The following is a 17696-nucleotide window of genomic DNA, read 5'->3' as shown; positions in this document are numbered from 1 at the left end:
TGGCCTCGTTGTTACACGTTATGGCGCTGGGGAGGTTAATAAGAAGTATAAATGAAACGCCCCCGCTGAGCAGGGGCGCATTATTGTACAGGCAGAGCGTCTGCGGATTAAAGGGCGTTATGAAAATAAATTGTAAACGCGCCGCATTCTTCTGCCATCAATAATCAATAATTAACGAGTGCGTGGGCACACTTCGCCTTCGCCAAAGAAGAAAGCGATTTCGCGAGCGGCAGACTCGGCAGAGTCAGAACCGTGGGTCGCGTTCTCGGTGAAGCTGTCCGCGTAGTCGGCACGCAGCGTACCAGCCAGCGCATTGTCCGGGTTAGTTGCGCCCATCAGATCGCGGTGACGCTGTACGGCGTTTTCGCCTTCCAGCACGGAAACCACTACCGGGCCAGAGGTCATGAATTCAACCAGACCGTCGAAGAAAGGACGACCCTGGTGTTCTGCGTAGAAGCCTTCAGCCTGCTCTTTGGTCAGGTGCAGCATTTTGGTGCCAACGATTTTGAAGCCAGCGCTTTCAAAACGGTTAAAAATGGCACCAATTACGTTTTTTGCCACCGCGTTTGGTTTTACGATAGAAAAAGTACGTTCGATAGTCATAGTGACCCCTGTTTGATGTCGAGTTTAGCCGGTGAAAAGGCTCCCCGGCCGGGAAAATGGCGCCGATTATAGGGGGCATAAGCCCGCATTCCTATCGGATATTCAACAAATCGCTAAAAAAGTCGCTTAAGCGCCTACAGATTGGCAACCTTAGTCCGCAATCGCGCAAAAATGCTTCAGCTCGCCGCCCGGCGTGGAGAAAACCCGAGAAGATCTTGAGATGCCCGTCAGGATAACCGACACTCAGGGCAACTATTCCTGTTGCGAGGCCGCTATGACTTGCTCTTTGTTTGTGACCGCCGACTGGCTGGCGGAACACTATGCCGATGATGATATTCAGGTACTGGACGCGCGTATGCTGCCGCCGGGCCAGGAGAAGGTTCGTGATATTCAGGCGGAGTACCGTGCGGGCCATCTGCCGGACGCGCCTTTTTTCAATATCGAAGCGCTTTCCGACCCTGCCAGCCCTTATCCGCATATGCTGCCGCGAGCGGAGGCTTTTGCCGTGGCAATGCGCGAGCTGGGCGTCAGCAGCGAAAAACATCTGGTGGTTTACGATGAGGGTAATCTCTTTTCCGCGCCGCGCGCCTGGTGGATGCTGCGTCAGTTCGGCGTAGCCTCGGTTTCCATTCTGGCCGGCGGGCTGAGCGGCTGGCGCGTAGCCGGTTACGAGGTGGCTACCGGCGACGTCGCGCTGCCGGAAGCGGAATTTGAGGCCAGTTTCGATCCGGCCGTGGTGAAGCGGATCACCGACGTAATGGTCATCAGCCACGAAGGCGGCGCGCAGATTGTCGACGCCAGAGCCGCCAACAGATTTTATGGTGAGGTGGACGAGCCGCGTCCGGGCCTGCATCGCGGTCATATTCCCGGCAGCCTGAACGTGCCGTGGAACGAGCTGGTGGAAAACGGCCGGCTGAAGTCGGCGGAGGCGCTGACGGCCATTTTCCAGCGTCAGGGCGTGAAGCTCGACGAACCGGTGGTGGCCAGCTGCGGCTCCGGCGTGACGGCGGTCGTGCTGATCCTGGCGCTGACCTCGCTGGGCGTGGAGAACGTCACGCTCTATGACGGCTCCTGGGGCGAATGGGGCAGCCGCGACGATTTGCCGATCGCTACCCGCTAAACAACCGCGCTGGCGGCCGGCAAGAAACGCCCTGTTACGGCAGGCGGCGGCGATCGGTACTCAGCGCGGCTATTTACAGTGGCCGCGCTGTTTTAACGCCATCAATAAAGCAGAAGTCGCCTGGCGGTTTACAGGATCCTGTCCTGCTTAAGCGAGCGCAGGAAGCTGCCCCACCGCCGTTCATAAAAGGGCGTGAGATGCGCGGTAAAGAAGTGGCTGATATTGTCATTATCCACTACTTCGCAAATATCTACCGGCTCATCCTCTAACAGCGTATCGGTCGCTACGCTGCCCGCCGCCTGAATGATGTTTTCGATATCACCGTCGGCTTCAATACCAATTAACAAATTAGGCTTCGCGTCCGCCGCTTCTTTAATATGCGCAACCCATGCGCGCCGCACCTGCTTATGTTTAGCAAACAGCTCCGTCAGCGAGGCGATGGTTTGCGCAGGCGGCTCGGCAATTTCCGACAGCAGCAGCGAAGCGCCGCCTTCCAGCACCGTTTGCTGGCTCAGGGCGTTGCCCTCTTTCCCCAACAGGCTGCTGATTTCTCCCGGCGAAAACTCCTTGCCGACGGGCAGTTTGGGATTCAGGAACAGCGTTTCGCCCTGGGTCATGGCTAACAGCGTGCGTACCGGCATCACCAGGAAAGGCTGTTCTTCGGTGACGGCCTGCTGTAACGCCTGCTCTGAGGTGAAAAAGGGAATAATGCTGGTGCCGTCCTCTTTTTCCCAGTGCTGCAGCTCCGCATCGGCCTGATCCACGCTTGCGCCAGGCACCCAGACGCTGGCTTCCATCAGTAACCTAAAGAACTCCGGGCGGTGCGCAGGCTCGGTCGCCGCCAGTTTCAACACCTCTTCCAGGCGCTGGTTGATTTCGTTCATTGCTTGCTTCCAGTCAAAGCGCCGGGCGCAGCGCCCGGCTACACGTTCTATTTCAGCAGCAGATTCGCCACGGTACGTACGCCCAGTCCGGTCGCGCCGGCAGACCACTGCTCGACGGCGCCTTTACGGTAGGTCGCTGAGCAGTCGATATGCAGCCAGCCCTGCTGATAATGCTTCACGAAGTGCGACAGAAACGCGGCGGCCGTGCTGGCGCCTGCCGTATGTGAAGGCGCGGCAATATTGTTTAAATCGGCAAAGTTAGAAGGCAGATAACCGCGGTGGAACTCGGCCAGCGGCAGTCGCCAGAAAGGTTCGTTTTCGCTGGCGGCGCTCTCCAGCAGCGACTGCGCCAGCGCGTCATCAAAGCTGAACAGCGCGTGATAATCGTTGCCCAGCGCCGTTTTGGCCGCGCCGGTCAGCGTCGCCGCATCGATCATCAGCTGCGGGTTCTGCTCGCTGGCGTCGATCAGGCCGTCCGCCAGCACCAGGCGTCCTTCCGCATCGGTGTTCATCACCTCTACGCTTTTACCGTTGCGGTAACGAATAATATCGCCCAGACGAAAAGCGTTACCGCTGACCATGTTATCGGCGCAGCAGAGATACAGCTTCACGCGCTTATCCAGCCCGCGATCGATAGCCAGCGCCAGCGCGCCGGTCAGCGTGGCGGCGCCGCCCATATCCGACTTCATTGAATCCATCGAGCCGCTGGGTTTCAGGCTGTAGCCGCCGGTATCAAAGGTGATGCCTTTGCCCACCAGACAGGCGAAAACCGGCGCTTTCTCATCGCCGGTCGGGTTATAGTCCAGCGCCAGCAGCGCCGGGCTGCGCGTTGAGCCACGCCCTACCGTATGCAGACCGCTATAGCCCTGAAGACGCAGATCCTCGCCTTTGGTAATGCGGTAGCTGGCCTTTTCGCCCGCCACGCCGCAGAGCAAATCGACCGCGCGCTGCGCCAGCTGCTCCGGGCTAAGCTCTTCCGCCGGAAGATTGATGGTGTCGCGCACCCAGTCGATGATTTTCAGACGACGATCGAACTCGGCCCGATCCTCCTCGCTCAGCGCGGCCCATTCGACTTTTCTTTCGCCTTTCGGCCCGCGATAGCCCTGCCAGAAGGCCCAGCTTTTTTCCAGGTCCCAGTCGCCCTGCAGGCTGACGTGACGAATGCCCTGCCCGTCGATTTTGCGCGCCGCGCGCTGAATGGTGGTCAGCACATCGCCGCCGTTAAGGTGGATGGTCATGCCGTTGTCGTTGCTGGTCAGGGTCGCTTTTTCGCCCCAGCGCGCATCCGCCGCTGTCGTCGACAGCGTAATGATCATTGGCGTGGTTGTCATAACCTGGCTCCTTGTTAAAAATTTGTTATATCGACCTTGCAACGGCCGACGGCAGCGATAACGCTGCCTGTTCATTTTAAGATTAACAGATTAAGCATAACGGGCTAAACAGCCCGTAGAACGGAAAAGATTAGCGCGAAGATGCCGCCCGCCATTGCGGAGATAAGTCACGCAGACGGGTAATACTTTTACGCACCAGCTCGATAGCGTATTCGATCTCCTCGCCCGTGGTAAAGCGCCCCAGCGAAAAGCGCAGCGAACTGTGCGCCAGCTCTTCGCTCAGGCCCAGCGCGCGCAGGACGTAGGAAGGTTCAAGGCTGGCCGAGGTGCAGGCCGAGCCGGAGGAGAGCGCCAGATCTTTCAGCGCCATAATCAGCGATTCGCCGTCCACGTGCGCAAAGCTGACGTTAAGAATATTCGGCGCGCTCTGCTCCAGGCTGCCGTTAAGATACACCTCATCGATTTCGCTCAGGCCCGCCCACAGGGTTCTGCGCAGCAGATTGAGCCGGGCGCTTTCGCTGCTCATCTCTTCCTTTGCGATACGGTAGGCCTCGCCCATGCCGACGATTTGGTGCACGGGCAGCGTGCCGGAACGCATTCCACGCTCGTGGCCGCCGCCGTGGATCTGCGCGGCGATACGGATACGGGGTTTTCTGCGCACGTAAAGCCCGCCGATGCCTTTCGGGCCGTAAAGCTTATGCGCGGAAAAAGACATCAGGTCGACTTTCAGCTCGCTGAGATCCACCGGCAGCTTGCCGACGCTCTGCGTGGCGTCAACGTGGAAGAGAACGCCGCGCGACTGGCACAGCTCGCCGATAGCCGCAATATCCTGCACCACGCCGGTTTCGTTATTGACGTGCATAATGGAAACCAGGATGGTGTCGTCGCGCATCGCCGCCTGCAGCTGTTGCAGCGTGATGATCCCGTCGGCCTGCGGGGCCAGGTAAGTTACCTCGAACCCTTCGCGCTCCAGCTGGATACAGGTATCCAGCACGGCTTTGTGCTCGGTCTGGCTGGTGATGATGTGTTTGCCTTTCTCCTGCTGGAGTTCGGCAGCGCCTTTGATGGCCAGATTATCGGATTCGGTTGCGCCAGAGGTAAAAACAATTTCGCGGGGATCGGCACCAATCAGTTCGGCAACCTGGTTGCGGGCGACGTCGACCGCTTCTTCAGCCTGCCAGCCGAAGCGATGGGAGCGGGAAGCCGGATTGCCAAAAGTCCCGTCCAGCGTGAGAAACTGCACCATTTTTTGCGCTACGCGGGGATCGGCGGGCGTAGTGGCGGCGTAATCAAGGTAAATCGGGACTTTCATTGCGTTGAACTCCGTACAGTTAAGTATGTCATTCAATGCGGTCTGCCGCGTCGGTGACCATCGTCCCCGACACAGAGTGGTATGAGGACGACGGCTTTCGCCGCCGCTTTAATCAGGCTCGCAGATTGACGTTAATCGTTTCATGCAGGCGGCCGGCCGGCACGCGCGCTTTTTCAGTGTTGTTCTGACGATCGGCCACATCCAGGATTTCCTGGTTGTTCACCAGTTCCGCCAGCGTAATGTTGTTCAGGAAGTCGCTGATGCGCTCGCTCAGGTCGCGCCACAGCACGTGGGTCAGACAGCGCTCGCCGCCCTGACAGCCTTCTTTGCCCTGACACCTGGTCGCATCCACGGACTCATCCACGGCGGTGATCACCGCGCCAACCGCAATCTCGCCGGACGCTTTGCCCAGCAGATAGCCGCCGCCTGGCCCACGGACGCTGGCCACCAGACCGTTTTTACGCAGGCGAGAGAAAAGCTGCTCCAGGTAGGACAGCGAAATGCCCTGACGCTCTGAAATATCAGCTAAAGGTACTGGCCCTTCGTGCGAGTGCAGCGCAACATCAAGCATAGCGGTAACGGCATAACGGCCTTTGGATGTCAGTCTCATGGCGTAAACGACCTCGGTTGTTCGTGAACATTTGATGGTCGAAGTCTGCCATTCCTGAGTGTTTTGGTCAACTATTTAACCGAGTAATTCACTCAAGTATTTAACCTGGTAATTTACTCAACTATTACCGCCGTTTTTTTGCGCGCCTCGACTACTTCTCGCTCTTTGGCTTTTCCAGCGAAGAGAGCATGCCGCGCAGAATATTCAGCTCGTCGCGCTCCGGACGCGCCCGCGTATAAAGGCGGCGCATCTTGCTCATCACCTGGCCCGGATTGCCTTCGCGTATAAAGCCGCTTCTCACCATCATCTGTTCCATGTGCTGGTAAAAGCGTTCAAGATCGTCAACCAGCGGATAAGGCGACTCTTCGTAGTCGGGCTGCGCGGTTTCCTGCGATTGCAAAAACGCCATGCGCACTTCATAAGCGATGATCTGTACCGCCATCGCCAGATTGAGCGAGCTGTACTCCGGGTTAGCGGCAATGGCTACGTGATAGTGGCACTTTTGCAGCTCTTCGTTGGTCAGGCCCACGCGCTCGCGGCCAAACACCAGCGCAACCGGCGCCTGCTGCCCTTCCTGTACGCTCTTAATGCCGCACTCGCGCGGATCGAGCATCGGCCACGGTAGCGAACGCGAACGGGCGCTGGTGCCAACCACCAGGCTGCAACCGGCCAGCGCTTCATCAAGCGTGTCAACAATGTGCGCTTCGCCAATCACGTCGCTGGCACCAGCGGCCAGTGCGATAGCCTGCGAGTCAGGTTTGACCAGCGGATTGACCAGGTAAAGGTTGGTCAGGCCCATGGTTTTCATCGCGCGAGCGACGGATCCCATATTGCCGGTGTGAGAAGTTTCCACCAGCACGATTCGGATGTTATGCAGCATAGGAGTTCAGGTCTGTGAGATAATTTGCCAATGTTAACATATTTTCAGGACTTTTACCGAGCCCCCTGCTATAATCCGCGCCGTTTTCCGTTCTTTAACATCCAGTGAGAGAGACCGATGCATCCGATGCTCAACATCGCCGTGCGCGCTGCGCGCAAGGCCGGTAATTTAATTGCCAAGAATTATGAAACGCCAGACGCCGTTGAAGCCAGCCAGAAAGGCAGCAACGACTTCGTTACCAATGTTGACCGCGACGCCGAGCGCCTGATTATTGAGGTGATCCGCAAGTCTTATCCTAAGCACACCATTATTTGTGAAGAAAGCGGTGAGCTGGCTGGAGAAGACCAGGATGTGCAATGGGTTATCGATCCACTGGATGGCACTACTAACTTCATTAAGCGCCTGCCACATTTCTGCATTTCTATCGCCGTACGTATCAAAGGCCGCACCGAAGTGGCAGTGGTTTACGATCCAATGCGCAACGAACTGTTCAGTGCCGTACGCGGTCAGGGCACCCAGCTGAATGGCTATCGCCTGCGCGGCTCCACCGCTCGCGATCTGGATGGCACCATCCTGGCGACCGGTTTCCCGTTCAAGCTGAAGCAGCACGCCACGCCGTATATCAATATTGTGGGTAAACTCTTTGCCCAGTGCGCGGATTTCCGTCGCACCGGTTCTGCCGCGCTGGATCTGGCTTACGTTGCCGCCGGCCGCGTGGACGGCTACTTTGAAATCGGCCTGAAGCCATGGGATTTCGCCGCGGGCGAGCTGCTGGTACGTGAAGCCGGCGGCCTGGTGACCGACTTCGTTGGCGCGCATGGCTATATGCACTCCGGCAACATCGTCGCCGGTAACCCACGTGTGGTAAAAGCTATGTTGGCGACCATGCGCGACGAGCTGAGCGAAGCGCTGAAGCGCTAGGTCTGTCTCTCGCCAAAAAAGGGCAAAGGGCTGAACGTCTGTTCAGCCCTTTTTTATTGGCGCGCATTTAAAAAAGCGGCCGGATCCCGCCGGATAACGCAGGCTGCGCGCTCAGCCACAGCATCACGCCGGTTGCCAGCAGCAGCAGGCCGCCCGCCAGCGACAGCGTTGCCCGGATAAAAGCGCCATCGCCCTGCGCGTTTTCTCGTCGACTCAGCTTCAGCGCCAGCGCGCGCGAAACCTGCACCAGCACGGCCATAGCCGTTACCGTAACTGCCGTTCCCACCGCCATCGCCAGTGCAGACACCACACCCCATGCGTAAACGCCGATCACCTTAGAAAACAGCAGCATCATAATCGCGCCGGAGCACGGCCGCAGCCCCATCGACAGCACCACCAGCGCTTTGGTTTTACCGCTGACCGCCCTGTCCAGCATCCCGCTGTCCGGTACGTGCTGATGCCCGCAGCCGCAGTGCGGGCCGTGCTGATGGCCCTGTTCTACAGGCACCATGCGGCGAACGGCAAGCCGGGGCTTTTTCAGCAGGCGCACAATTCTGCCGCCCGCTCGCCAGCACAACCACAGCCCCAGCCCGACGACCAGCAAATAACTGCCTTTTTCCAGCCAGTAGCTGCCCACGTGCAGCTGGCGGGAAGAGAGCTGTAGCGCCACCAGCACGCTCGTCACCAGCGCAACCGCCACGCCGCCCTGTAAGAGGGCAGCGGCCAGGGTCAGCCGGATGCTGGTTTTCATTTTCGTGGGATGCGTAGCCAGAAACGTCGCGATCACTACTTTGCCGTGGCCCGGCCCAAGCGCGTGCAGAATGCCATAAATCACACTGAACCCCACCAGCGTCAGGCCGACCTGATGCGGTCGGCTTGCCACCTGTTGAAGCAGCGCCGTCATCTCAACATGCAAATTGCGCTGCCAGACCACGCTTTGCAGTAAAATATGTGGCCAGTACCGCCAGGCCGCCGCGCCCGCTGCGATAAATATCAGCAGCAGCAGGTAAAGCGGCCAGGCCTGAAGCCAGCGGCTACGGGCTCGTTGTGCTACGGGCATCACTGACATAATAAAGTCACCGTTTGGGCAAACTGGCGGCCAAGATCCATATCGGCAGGCGGCGCATCGGCTTTATCCAACGACAGCGCGTAGGCCTGTAACGAAGCGTTAGGCTTGGGCGTTTTAAGCGTAAACCGGCAGCGCTGCGCCAGCGCCTGCGGCATATGCAGTGATTTTTCAGACGCAAAAGTCATATCGACAAACCAGGTCGGATCGAAAATGGAAAAGGTGTAGCGCTGTCCGGCCAGCGGCTGCGGTTCGTCCAGCGGCAGAATAAACTCCAGCACGGCTTTGTTTCCCTCTCGCGACAGCCGGTATTCCGGCGGTAAATTGCCAAATTTCACCGGTTTGCCTTTATGCCAAAACTCGGCGAAGTAATGCTGCGCCATCACGTTGGCCATCACTTCCGCAGCCAGTTTTTTCCAGACCACCGAATCCGGTTTGGCTGTGCCCGCGTCGTACAATAAATCGGCGGAGGTGATTTCATCCATTACCCAGTGCATTTTCAGACCGGTCAGCCGATCGTCCTGATGCACCAGCGTGGCCTGCATAGCGATAAAGCTATGAGGATGGCTCCATGCCTGCGGCATTACCATCAGCAGCGATATGCACAGCAGTTTAATGAAAATGTTATAACGTAACAATACCTGCTCCTTATCCAACCGGTGAAAAAATCTGTGACCTGCCTTAAAAGCTACAAAAAAATCTGCTGGCTGTCGGTTTAGTCCGGCCGTGTCACGCTATTCTTAGCGGGGTGACTTTTATCGGGACAGCAGATCATGACTCAACCTCTAATCGGGCCAGCTGCTTTCTCCAGTCCGCAGCGACGCTGCCATCTGCTATTACTGCTTTATCTGCCAGGCAGCGTCACGCTGGAGCTATTGTGCCAGCTCAACAGTGTGGATCCTTCCGTTGTCCGGCAAGATATAGCGGAGGTCACGGCAGAAATCCAGCGCTATCACCGGCTGACGCTGCTACAGCACGCCACTGACGGCTATCGGATTGACGGTGCGGAACTGGATCGACGGCTGTGCCTGCTGCACTGGCTCAAACGCGCACTGCGGCTAAGCCCTGATTTTGTTCAACAGCATTTTTCTCCGGCGCTGAAGCAACAGCTGCAAACGCTGCAAATAGAAAAAGCCCTTTATGATGACCATAACCTGAATGCGCTGGTTCACCACTGCGCGCAGGGTTTGTCACGAGAGTTTACGCCGCGCGACCGTCAGTTTCTGGCGCTGTTTTTACAGCACGCGCTGGGTCGCCAGGCGCCCCTGTTATTTAATGAAGCTCAGCAGGCCTGGCTGGCAAAGCGCAGAGAATACCAGGTCGCGCAGGAGATTGTGCAGCACTGGCAGAAACGCTGTAAGGACGCGCCAGAGGCAAATGTCGCCTGCCTGCTTGCCCTGCTGTTCAGCCAGCTTCATACGCCTACGCTCGCCGGGATCCGCCATGACTATGAGCAGCAGCTGCTTACTGATATTTATCGGCTGATTGAGCAATTTCAGGTACTTTCCGGTCACCGTATCGGCAACGTGCAGGGCCTGTGCGAACAGCTCTATACGCACATGGCGCAGGCGCTGGAGCGATCTCTGTTTGGTATCGGCATTGATAACAGCCTGGCGGAAGAGGTTCTCCAGCTTTATCCACGGCTGTTGCGTACCACCCAGGCGGCAATAGTCGGCTTTGAACAGCGCTATTCACTGCGCTTTTCTGAAGAAGAGATGGGGCTTATTGCTATTATTTTCGGCGCGTGGCTGATGCAGGAAAACGTGCTGCAGGAAAAGCAGGTGCTGCTGCTAACCGGAAAAGATGCCGCGCTGGAAAAAGAGATCGAACAGCAGCTTCGCGAATTGACGCTGCTACCGCTGAACATCAAATATCTGGACGTGGCGGAATACCAGCGCAGCAGCGCCCCCAAGGGTATTGCATTGGTGATTACGCCCTATGCCACGCCGCTGCCGCTCTACTCTCCACCGTTGATCCATGCGGAACTGCCGCTACAGCCGCACCAGCAGGATCGCATCAGGCTGCTGCTGGAATCCTGACCCGGGCCCGTAAAAGCAGGTTAAAACTTGCGGGCACAGCGCCTGTTTCGCTGGTTGGCACAGCGGCACGCGGAATTAAGGTTTGCGGACTGAAAATCCCATCGTGGCCTGTAAATACGTCTGTTTTATATAAAACCAATGCCCAATTGATGCGGATGCTTCGCCGCCAGATTGTTACTTTTTGCCTGTTGAGAGGCCGTTGCCGGTGCGGTGAACCGTGTCGGCTTTTGTGAATGATAATGTCGCCGTAAGGTTTAACGGCTTTATCGTTAAGCGTGAGTTCTGATGTACTTCCCCCAATGCGCCAGGCGCAAAGAGGGAGTATTTTAGCAAGGCCGCAGTGCGATTAGGTTGTTGCCGCAATGCGAGCGCTCTTTTCCGGCCGCAGAAACAGCGCCGGCACCACCAGCAGCGCCATCACCCAAAATATATTGCCGTGCAGATGCTGGAACAGCGCCCCGCAGACTATCGTCATTACCGCAATGCCGCCGCCCATCGCCAGCGCCGAATAAACGGACTGCAGACGAATCACCTCGGCGCCTTCCCTGGCGGCGATAAAGCGCATCGCCGCCAGGTGACAAATGGTAAAGCTGCCGCAGTGCAGGATTTGCGCCACGATCAGTAGCGGCAGCGCCGTGGTTGAGGCCATCAGGCTCCAGCGGATCAGCGCGCATACGCCGGAGAGCAGCAGCAGGTCCCGTGCGGCCCAGCGCCCAAAAAGCCGGTTGCTGGAGGCAAACACGATAATCTCTGCCACCACGCCCAGCGACCAGAGGTAGCCCACCACGCTCGCCGAATAGCCTGCATCCTGCCACCAGATAGCGCTAAAGCCATAATAGGCGGCGTGCGCGCCCTGCATCAGCGTGACGCAGAGCAGAAAGCGCCAGGATGATTTCAGCAGCCGCTGCCAGTCCTGCCAGCCCGCACGTTCGACAACCTTGTCGCTCCCCTGCGGCGGGGTCGCCGGACGAAGCAGCATCCCGCCGAGCATCGCCGCCGTTCCTGCACAGAGCAGCCACAGGATCGCCTGGTAAGAGAAAGCGTTAACCAGCACGCCGGTCAGCGCCGAGCTGATAACAAACGCCAGCGAGCCCCACAGCCTGACCGGGCCGTAAGCCATTGCAATCTGCCGTTGCCAGGTGGCGGCCAGCGCGTCGCTCAGCGGCACCAGCGGCGAGAAAAACAGGTTGAAGCCAATCATGACCAGCAGCAGCCAGACCCAGAACGCGCTAAACCAAAAACCCAGGGCAAACAGCAGCGACAGCCCCGCCAGCAGACGCAGCACGCTAATCAGGCGCGAGGGCGTCGTCACGCGGGAGGCGATAAGCAGGCTGCCGGTAAAGCGGGAAACCATACCGACGCCTAATAAAAGGCCGATTTTTTCCGCATCAAGCCCGATGCCTTTCAGCCAGACGGCCCAGAACGGCAGCCAGACGCCGTAGGTAAAGAAGTAGGTGAAGTAGCCCAGCCCCAGCCACCACGCAGAACGAATTGCCATTTTTCCTCCGGCAACGTACAGACGAAAAAAACGGGACGTAGCGTCCCGTTTCGTTATCGCACCGGAAAACTCTCCGGTGTTCTGAAGCGGGATGCAGCATCCCGCAGGCGTAGGGCTTTTACGCGTACACCGGGAAGCGGGCGCACAGTTCCAGCACCTGCTTTTTCACGCGTTCGATGGTCGCTTCATCGTTGATATCGTCAAGGATGTCGCTGATCCAGCCGGCCAGCTGGCGCACTTCCTCTTCCTTAAAGCCGCGACGAGTTACTGCTGGCGAGCCGATACGGATGCCGGAAGTCACAAACGGGCTTTTCGGATCGTTCGGCACGCTGTTTTTGTTAACGGTAATGTTGGCACGGCCCAGCGCAGCATCAGCTTCTTTACCGGTCAGGCCTTTGCTCACCAGATCGATCAGGAACAGATGGTTATAGGTGCCGCCGGAAACGATGTCGTAACCGCGCTCCAGCAGCACTTCCACCATCGCTTTGGCGTTTTTGGCAACCTGCTGCTGATAGACCTTGAACTCCGGCTCCATCGCTTCTTTCAGCGCTACCGCTTTACCGGCAATCACGTGCATCAGCGGGCCGCCCTGGCCGCCAGGGAATACGGCGGAGTTCAGCTTTTTATAAAAATCTTCATCGCCGCCCTTCGCCAGGATCAGGCCGCCGCGCGGACCCGCCAGGGTTTTATGGGTAGTGGTGGTCACAATGTGCGCGTGCGGAACCGGGTTCGGGTAAACGCCTGCGGCAATCAGACCGGCGACGTGCGCCATATCGACAAACAGGTAAGCGCCGATGCTGTCAGCGATTTCACGCATTTTCGCCCAGTCGCAGATACCGGAGTAGGCAGAGAAACCGCCGATAATCATTTTTGGCTTGTGCTTCTGCGCCTGCGCGGCCAGATCGTCGTAATCGATTTTGCCGGTCTCGTCGATGCCGTAAGGCACCACGTTATACAGCTTGCCGGAGAGGTTAACCGGGGAACCGTGGGTCAGATGGCCGCCGTGCGCCAGATTCATGCCCAGAATGGTGTCGCCCGGCTGCAGCAGCGCGGTATAAACGGCAAAGTTAGCCTGAGAACCGGAGTGCGGCTGCACGTTGGCGTAATCGGCACCGAACAGCTCTTTAGCGCGATCGATCGCCAGCTGCTCTATGATATCAACATACTCACAGCCGCCGTAGTAGCGCTTGCCGGGATAGCCTTCCGCATATTTGTTGGTCAGCTGAGATCCCTGCGCCTGCATGACGCGCGGACTGGTGTAGTTTTCCGAAGCAATCAGTTCAATATGCTCTTCCTGACGCACTTTCTCCTGCTCCATTGCCTGCCACAACTCGGCATCATAATCGGCAATATTCATATCACGCTTTAACATCCGCTTCTCCTGACTCAGCTAACAATCTATTCGGCATTGAACGGCCCTTTTGGGCGAAGGCCAACAGTGTAAACCGTTTTGCCTGCTCAGGGATAGCCGGAAAGCAGGGTTTTTACGCAAACGATTGGCTCCAGAGCTGGCAAGGGTTAGTTCTTTTTTTGTCTGGCGTGGCGGCCCGTATATTTCATCATCATCTATGTGCAGACTTTTCAACATCGTCCTTTTTTTAAGGTAATAAATGCCCTTATTTGATTAGAGGTTATTTACAGCGTGACGCGTTTCGCTATAAGATTCATTTAATATGCATCTTATAGGAATCCTCAGGAGTTCGCCATGTTAGACGCCCGTACCATCAGCACCATCAAAGCGACCATCCCGGCTTTGCTGGCGACCGGCCCCGCCCTTACCGCCCACTTTTACGATCGGCTGTTCAGCCATCATCCGGAGCTGAAAGACATCTTCAATATGAGCAACCAGCGCAATGGTAACCAGCGTGAAGCGCTGTTCAACGCTATCTGCGCCTATGCGGGCAATATCGAAAATCTGCCCGCTATTCTGCCGGCGGTTGAGAAAATTGCGCAAAAGCACACCAGCTTTGCCGTGCAGCCTGAACATTACCAGGTAGTGGGCGAACACCTGCTGGCCACGCTGGATGAAATGCTCAGCCCCGGTCAGGAAGTGCTGGATGCCTGGGGAAAAGCCTATGGCGTGCTGGCCGATGTGTTTATTAAGCGTGAAGAAGAGCTGTATGAGGCGTCGGAACAAAAAGTGGGCGGCTGGCGGACGCCGCGCGCGTTCCGCATCAGCGAGATTACGCCGCAAAGCGAAGTAATAAAAAGTATTGTCTTCAGCCCGGTTGATGGCAAGCCGGTAGCCGCTTATCAGGCCGGGCAGTATCTGGGCGTCTGGCTGCGGGAAAAAAGCTTTGCTAATCAGGAGATCCGCCAGTACTCCCTGACGCGTTCGCCAAACGGCAAAGATTACCGGATTGCCGTGCGGCATGAGACGGGCGGAACGGTTTCCGGCTGGCTGCACGATCACGCCAAAGTGGGCGACGAGGTGCGCCTGGCAGCGCCTGCCGGGGATTTCTTCCTGAATGTTATGCCGCAAACGCCGGTCACGCTGATTTCAGCGGGCGTCGGTCAGACGCCGATGCTGGCGATGCTGCACGTGCTGGCGGAACAGCGCCACCCTGCGCCGGTACGCTGGCTGCACGCGGCGGATAACGGCAAAACCCACGCTTTTGCTGATGAGGTTGCCGCGACGGGCCAGCAGCTGGCGCAGTTTTCACAGCATATCTGGTATCGGGATCCGCAGCCCGACGATAGCGATCGCTATCAGACGCCGGGCCTGATGGATCTGCTGCCGATCGCAGGACAGCTCAGCGATCCGGCCATGCACTTCTATCTTTGTGGCCCGATCGGCTTTATGCAGCATATCGCTGAACAGCTGGTGAGCATGGGCGTAGCGGTCGAACGCGTACACTATGAGGTATTCGGCCCGCATAAAGTGCTTTAATACGCAAAAGGCCGGCTAGTCCGGCCTTTTTTACCTGCAGACAGGCGATTCAGATCGCTTCTTCATCTTCTTCGCCGGTACGGATACGCACCACGCGCGCCACGTCGAAGACAAAAATTTTGCCATCGCCGATTTTCCCGGTCTGTGCGGTGCGCATAATAGTTTCCACGCAGGTATCCACAATATCGTCGGCGATAACAATCTCGATTTTAACTTTCGGCAGAAAATCGACCATGTATTCCGCGCCGCGATAAAGTTCGGTGTGCCCTTTCTGGCGACCAAATCCCTTCACTTCGGTCACGGTCATCCCGGTGATGCCGACTTCAGCGAGCGCCTCGCGCACATCATCCAGCTTGAACGGTTTGATAATTGCATCGATCTTTTTCATGGCAGACCCTTGTTGTTCCCTCGCCAGCCGGAGGGTAAGCGTATTCAGTATATGTGCAGCAGACAGGATCCGCCGCGCGGTCTGTCACTTTTGCCGGGCAGATAAACTATCATATCTGCGCCGCGATGCGGCACAAAAAAACTACTCTTTAAAATCAGAGGCATCCAGCTCATGGCGCGACAGCAGCTTGTAGAATTCCGTGCGGTTGCGTCCGGCCAGGCGCGCCGCGTGCGTCACGTTGCCTTTGGTCATTTGCAGCAGCTTGCGCAGGTAGTTCAGCTCGAACTGGTTTCTGGCCTCGACAAAGGTTGGCAGCGCCGTGTTTTCGCCTGCCAGCGCCTGCTCCACCAGCGCTTCGCCTATTACCGGCGCGGAGCTTAACGCCACGCACTGCTCTATGACGTTTACCAGCTGGCGCACATTGCCTGGCCAGCTTGCGGCGATCAGGCGCTTCATCGCATCGGTAGAAAAGCTGCGAACAAAGGGCTTATGCCTTTCGGCGGACTGCTTCAGCAAATGGTTCGCCAGCAACGGAATATCTTCCGCGCGCTCGTGCAGCGCCGGCAGGCGCAGCGTCACTACGTTCAGACGATAATAGAGATCCTCGCGAAACTCTTTCTTCTCCATGGCCTTCGGCAGATCGCGATGCGTGGCGGAAATGATGCGCACGTTAATATCCAGATCGCGATTGCTGCCCAGCGGCCGCACCTTGCGCTCCTGCAGCACGCGCAGCAGCTTGACCTGGAGCGCCTGTGGCATATCGCCGATTTCGTCTAAAAACAGCGTGCCGCCTTCTGCGGCCTGAAACAGCCCTTCGCGCTGGCTCACCGCGCCGGTAAAAGCACCTTTTGCATGGCCGAACAGCTCGGATTCCAACAGCTGCTCCGGCAGCGCGCCGCAGTTAATCGCGATAAAAGCCTTGCCGGCTCTCGGACTGGCGGCATGGATCGCCTGCGCCAGGATCTCTTTTCCGGTTCCGCTCTGGCCGTTGATCAGCACGCTGACGTCGGACTGCGCCACCATCCTGGCCTGGTCCAGCAGCCGCAGCATAACCGAACTGCGGGTAACAATACTTTCCCGCCAGGCGTCGTCGCTGGCCGGCGCGCGGTGTGCCAGAGCCTGGTCGATGGCGCTATAGAGCGCGTCGCGATCCACCGGCTTGGTTAAAAAGCTGAATACGCCCTGCTGCGTGGCGGAAACGGCTTCGGGGATCGAGCCGTGAGCGGTAAGAATAATCACCGGCATGCCGGGATGGCTTTTCTGCACTTCGGCAAACAGCGCCAGACCGTTCATTTCATCCATGCGCAGGTCGCTAATTACCAAATCAATGCGCTCGTTTTGCAGCGTGCGTAGCGCCTCCGGCCCGCTTTCGGCGGTGGATACGCTAAACCCTTCGCTGCCCAGACGCATCCCTAACAGCTTTAACAGGCCGGGATCGTCATCCACCAGCAGCAGGTTTGCCGATTTTTTTATCATCGCTGCGCTCCTTTTTCCGCGTCGTTTTTCTCGCTGTGGCCGTCGCTGCCGTCGGGCGAACGGCGCGTGGAGAGCTGGCGTTCAATATCCGTTAGCGTGTCCAGCTTGCGTCGGGTGACTTTAAGCTCGCTGTTCAGCGTCGCCTGCTGCTGGCGCAGCGCGTCCAGTTGGGCATCGCTGGTCTGCTGCAAATGGTGGTAGCGGGTGCGCTCCTCGGAGAGCTGCAGCTGCGCCATCTGGTTATCGCGCCACAGCTGAAGCAGCGGGCGTACGGCGGCGGGATAGTCGCGGCTGAAGGCGTCCAGCTGGAGCATATACTGACGCCGCTCGACGGGCGTGACGTTGCCGTTGGCCATCAGCACCGCCTCTTTGAAAGCACCCTGCCAGCTGTCGCCGCCCTGCTGGCGTGCCTGAGCGCGCGCCTCAGCGGCAGAAAGCCGCGCCGCGCAGTCTGTCGCCCGCAGCCAGTAAAGCGGATTGCTGGTTTTGCTCTCTTCCACGTCCCAGATGCGGGCGCAGTCTACCAGACGGTAGTCCACTATCTTTGCTTCCGGCTCTACGGGCGCGCTATGACCCACGATTTTAGCGCCGGGCGCGTCGCTCGCGCAGGCGGTCAGCAGGCCAGTCAGCAGCGCGGCCGCCGTGTATTTGCCCAGCCGCATAACCGATCCCGCAGCC

The 17696-nt window shown here is 58.0% G+C and carries 17 protein-coding genes; 4 read left to right on the top strand and 13 right to left on the bottom strand.

What is annotated here, in order from left to right; genetic code table 11:
• Nucleotides 1-171 precede the first annotated feature (171 nt).
• Nucleotides 172-603, bottom strand: coding sequence for a nucleoside-diphosphate kinase (gene ndk, locus EGK14_RS13010; RefSeq protein ID WP_125289523.1), 432 nt, complete (start codon nt 601-603; stop codon nt 172-174).
• 274 nt (nt 604-877) lie between these two features.
• On the opposite strand from ndk, the gene sseA reads away from it, so the two are divergent.
• Entirely contained in the window at nt 878-1723 is an 846-nt protein-coding gene (gene sseA, locus EGK14_RS13005; protein WP_125289522.1) for a 3-mercaptopyruvate sulfurtransferase, read from the top strand.
• 128 nt (nt 1724-1851) lie between these two features.
• Here sseA and sseB read toward each other — a convergent pair whose 3' ends face one another.
• The 5 genes from sseB to trmJ form a co-directional block, all read right to left on the bottom strand.
• Complete coding sequence (gene sseB / locus EGK14_RS13000; protein WP_125289521.1) at nt 1852-2607, bottom strand: enhanced serine sensitivity protein SseB; 756 nt, start codon at nt 2605-2607, stop codon at nt 1852-1854.
• A gap of 47 nt (nt 2608-2654) precedes the next feature.
• Nucleotides 2655-3938: an aminopeptidase PepB gene (gene pepB, locus EGK14_RS12995; protein ID WP_125289520.1), complete on the bottom strand. Its 1284-nt coding sequence runs from the start codon at nt 3936-3938 to the stop codon at nt 2655-2657.
• 130 nt (nt 3939-4068) lie between these two features.
• Nucleotides 4069-5250 (bottom strand): IscS subfamily cysteine desulfurase, encoded by a 1182-nt coding sequence (locus EGK14_RS12990; RefSeq protein ID WP_125289519.1) that lies wholly within the window; start codon nt 5248-5250, stop codon nt 4069-4071.
• Between the two features lie 112 nt (nt 5251-5362).
• Nucleotides 5363-5860: a Fe-S cluster assembly transcriptional regulator IscR gene (gene iscR, locus EGK14_RS12985; RefSeq protein ID WP_125289518.1), complete on the bottom strand. Its 498-nt coding sequence runs from the start codon at nt 5858-5860 to the stop codon at nt 5363-5365.
• A gap of 151 nt (nt 5861-6011) precedes the next feature.
• On the bottom strand, nt 6012-6740 hold the full coding sequence (gene trmJ, locus EGK14_RS12980; RefSeq protein WP_125289517.1) for a tRNA (cytosine(32)/uridine(32)-2'-O)-methyltransferase TrmJ: 729 nt from the start codon (nt 6738-6740) through the stop codon (nt 6012-6014).
• 117 nt (nt 6741-6857) lie between these two features.
• Between trmJ and suhB the strand changes: the two genes are divergently transcribed.
• The gene (gene suhB / locus EGK14_RS12975) at nt 6858-7661 is read left to right on the top strand and encodes an inositol-1-monophosphatase (RefSeq protein ID WP_125289516.1); all 804 of its coding nucleotides are present in this window, start codon (nt 6858-6860) and stop codon (nt 7659-7661) included.
• A 67-nt stretch (nt 7662-7728) separates the two neighbouring features.
• Here suhB and EGK14_RS12970 read toward each other — a convergent pair whose 3' ends face one another.
• The gene (locus EGK14_RS12970) at nt 7729-8730 is read right to left on the bottom strand and encodes a nickel/cobalt transporter (RefSeq protein ID WP_125289515.1); all 1002 of its coding nucleotides are present in this window, start codon (nt 8728-8730) and stop codon (nt 7729-7731) included.
• Nucleotides 8721-9317: a DUF1007 family protein gene (locus EGK14_RS12965; protein ID WP_233598499.1), complete on the bottom strand. Its 597-nt coding sequence runs from the start codon at nt 9315-9317 to the stop codon at nt 8721-8723. Before EGK14_RS12965 ends, EGK14_RS12970 begins: the two co-directional genes overlap by 10 nt.
• 183 nt (nt 9318-9500) lie before the next feature.
• Here EGK14_RS12965 and csiE point away from each other — a divergent pair, with 183 nt between their 5' ends.
• Nucleotides 9501-10766 carry a stationary phase inducible protein CsiE gene (gene csiE / locus EGK14_RS12960; RefSeq protein WP_125289513.1) on the top strand — a complete coding sequence of 422 codons (1266 nt, stop codon included), beginning with the start codon at nt 9501-9503 and terminating at the stop codon, nt 10764-10766.
• 346 nt (nt 10767-11112) lie between these two features.
• On the opposite strand, the gene EGK14_RS12955 is transcribed toward csiE, so the two are convergent.
• Both EGK14_RS12955 and glyA read right to left on the bottom strand, forming a co-directional pair.
• On the bottom strand, nt 11113-12264 hold the full coding sequence (locus EGK14_RS12955) for a 3-phenylpropionate MFS transporter (RefSeq protein WP_125289512.1): 1152 nt from the start codon (nt 12262-12264) through the stop codon (nt 11113-11115).
• Nucleotides 12265-12382: 118 nt separating this feature from the next.
• Nucleotides 12383-13636: a serine hydroxymethyltransferase gene (glyA, locus tag EGK14_RS12950; protein ID WP_125289511.1), complete on the bottom strand. Its 1254-nt coding sequence runs from the start codon at nt 13634-13636 to the stop codon at nt 12383-12385.
• A 333-nt stretch (nt 13637-13969) separates the two neighbouring features.
• Here glyA and hmpA point away from each other — a divergent pair, with 333 nt between their 5' ends.
• Nucleotides 13970-15154 (top strand): NO-inducible flavohemoprotein, encoded by a 1185-nt coding sequence (gene hmpA, locus EGK14_RS12945; protein WP_125289510.1) that lies wholly within the window; start codon nt 13970-13972, stop codon nt 15152-15154.
• Between the two features lie 49 nt (nt 15155-15203).
• On the opposite strand, the gene glnB is transcribed toward hmpA, so the two are convergent.
• From glnB to qseG, 3 genes are all read right to left on the bottom strand, one after another.
• The gene (glnB, locus tag EGK14_RS12940; RefSeq protein ID WP_125289509.1) at nt 15204-15542 is read right to left on the bottom strand and encodes a nitrogen regulatory protein P-II; all 339 of its coding nucleotides are present in this window, start codon (nt 15540-15542) and stop codon (nt 15204-15206) included.
• A 141-nt stretch (nt 15543-15683) separates the two neighbouring features.
• Nucleotides 15684-17018, bottom strand: coding sequence for a two-component system response regulator GlrR (glrR, locus tag EGK14_RS12935; protein WP_125289508.1), 1335 nt, complete (start codon nt 17016-17018; stop codon nt 15684-15686).
• Nucleotides 17015-17680: a two-component system QseEF-associated lipoprotein QseG gene (gene qseG, locus EGK14_RS12930; RefSeq protein WP_233598493.1), complete on the bottom strand. Its 666-nt coding sequence runs from the start codon at nt 17678-17680 to the stop codon at nt 17015-17017. Before qseG ends, glrR begins: the two co-directional genes overlap by 4 nt.
• Between the last annotated feature and the right edge of the window lie 16 nt (nt 17681-17696).

The organism is Erwinia sp. 198 (genome assembly GCF_003937915.1).
GTDB lineage: Bacteria > Pseudomonadota > Gammaproteobacteria > Enterobacterales > Enterobacteriaceae > Erwinia > Erwinia aeris.
Note: the sequence above shows the minus strand (reverse complement) of the source record. Positions and strands in the feature narration are given on the sequence as shown.

Coding starts and splice junctions, on each gene's coding strand:
- glnB (WP_125289509.1), bottom strand. CDS start 15,542: ATGAAAAAGATCGATGCAATTATCAAACCGTTCAAGCTGGATGATGTG.
- glyA (WP_125289511.1), bottom strand. CDS start 13,636: ATGTTAAAGCGTGATATGAATATTGCCGATTATGATGCCGAGTTGTGG.
- csiE (WP_125289513.1), top strand. CDS start 9,501: ATGACTCAACCTCTAATCGGGCCAGCTGCTTTCTCCAGTCCGCAGCGA.
- pepB (WP_125289520.1), bottom strand. CDS start 3,938: ATGACAACCACGCCAATGATCATTACGCTGTCGACGACAGCGGCGGAT.
- sseA (WP_125289522.1), top strand. CDS start 878: ATGACTTGCTCTTTGTTTGTGACCGCCGACTGGCTGGCGGAACACTAT.
- trmJ (WP_125289517.1), bottom strand. CDS start 6,740: ATGCTGCATAACATCCGAATCGTGCTGGTGGAAACTTCTCACACCGGC.
- qseG (WP_233598493.1), bottom strand. CDS start 17,680: ATGCGGCTGGGCAAATACACGGCGGCCGCGCTGCTGACTGGCCTGCTG.
- EGK14_RS12990 (WP_125289519.1), bottom strand. CDS start 5,250: ATGAAAGTCCCGATTTACCTTGATTACGCCGCCACTACGCCCGCCGAT.
- EGK14_RS12970 (WP_125289515.1), bottom strand. CDS start 8,730: ATGTCAGTGATGCCCGTAGCACAACGAGCCCGTAGCCGCTGGCTTCAG.
- iscR (WP_125289518.1), bottom strand. CDS start 5,860: ATGAGACTGACATCCAAAGGCCGTTATGCCGTTACCGCTATGCTTGAT.
- sseB (WP_125289521.1), bottom strand. CDS start 2,607: ATGAACGAAATCAACCAGCGCCTGGAAGAGGTGTTGAAACTGGCGGCG.
- glrR (WP_125289508.1), bottom strand. CDS start 17,018: ATGATAAAAAAATCGGCAAACCTGCTGCTGGTGGATGACGATCCCGGC.
- suhB (WP_125289516.1), top strand. CDS start 6,858: ATGCATCCGATGCTCAACATCGCCGTGCGCGCTGCGCGCAAGGCCGGT.
- ndk (WP_125289523.1), bottom strand. CDS start 603: ATGACTATCGAACGTACTTTTTCTATCGTAAAACCAAACGCGGTGGCA.
- hmpA (WP_125289510.1), top strand. CDS start 13,970: ATGTTAGACGCCCGTACCATCAGCACCATCAAAGCGACCATCCCGGCT.
- EGK14_RS12965 (WP_233598499.1), bottom strand. CDS start 9,317: ATGGTAATGCCGCAGGCATGGAGCCATCCTCATAGCTTTATCGCTATG.
- EGK14_RS12955 (WP_125289512.1), bottom strand. CDS start 12,264: ATGGCAATTCGTTCTGCGTGGTGGCTGGGGCTGGGCTACTTCACCTAC.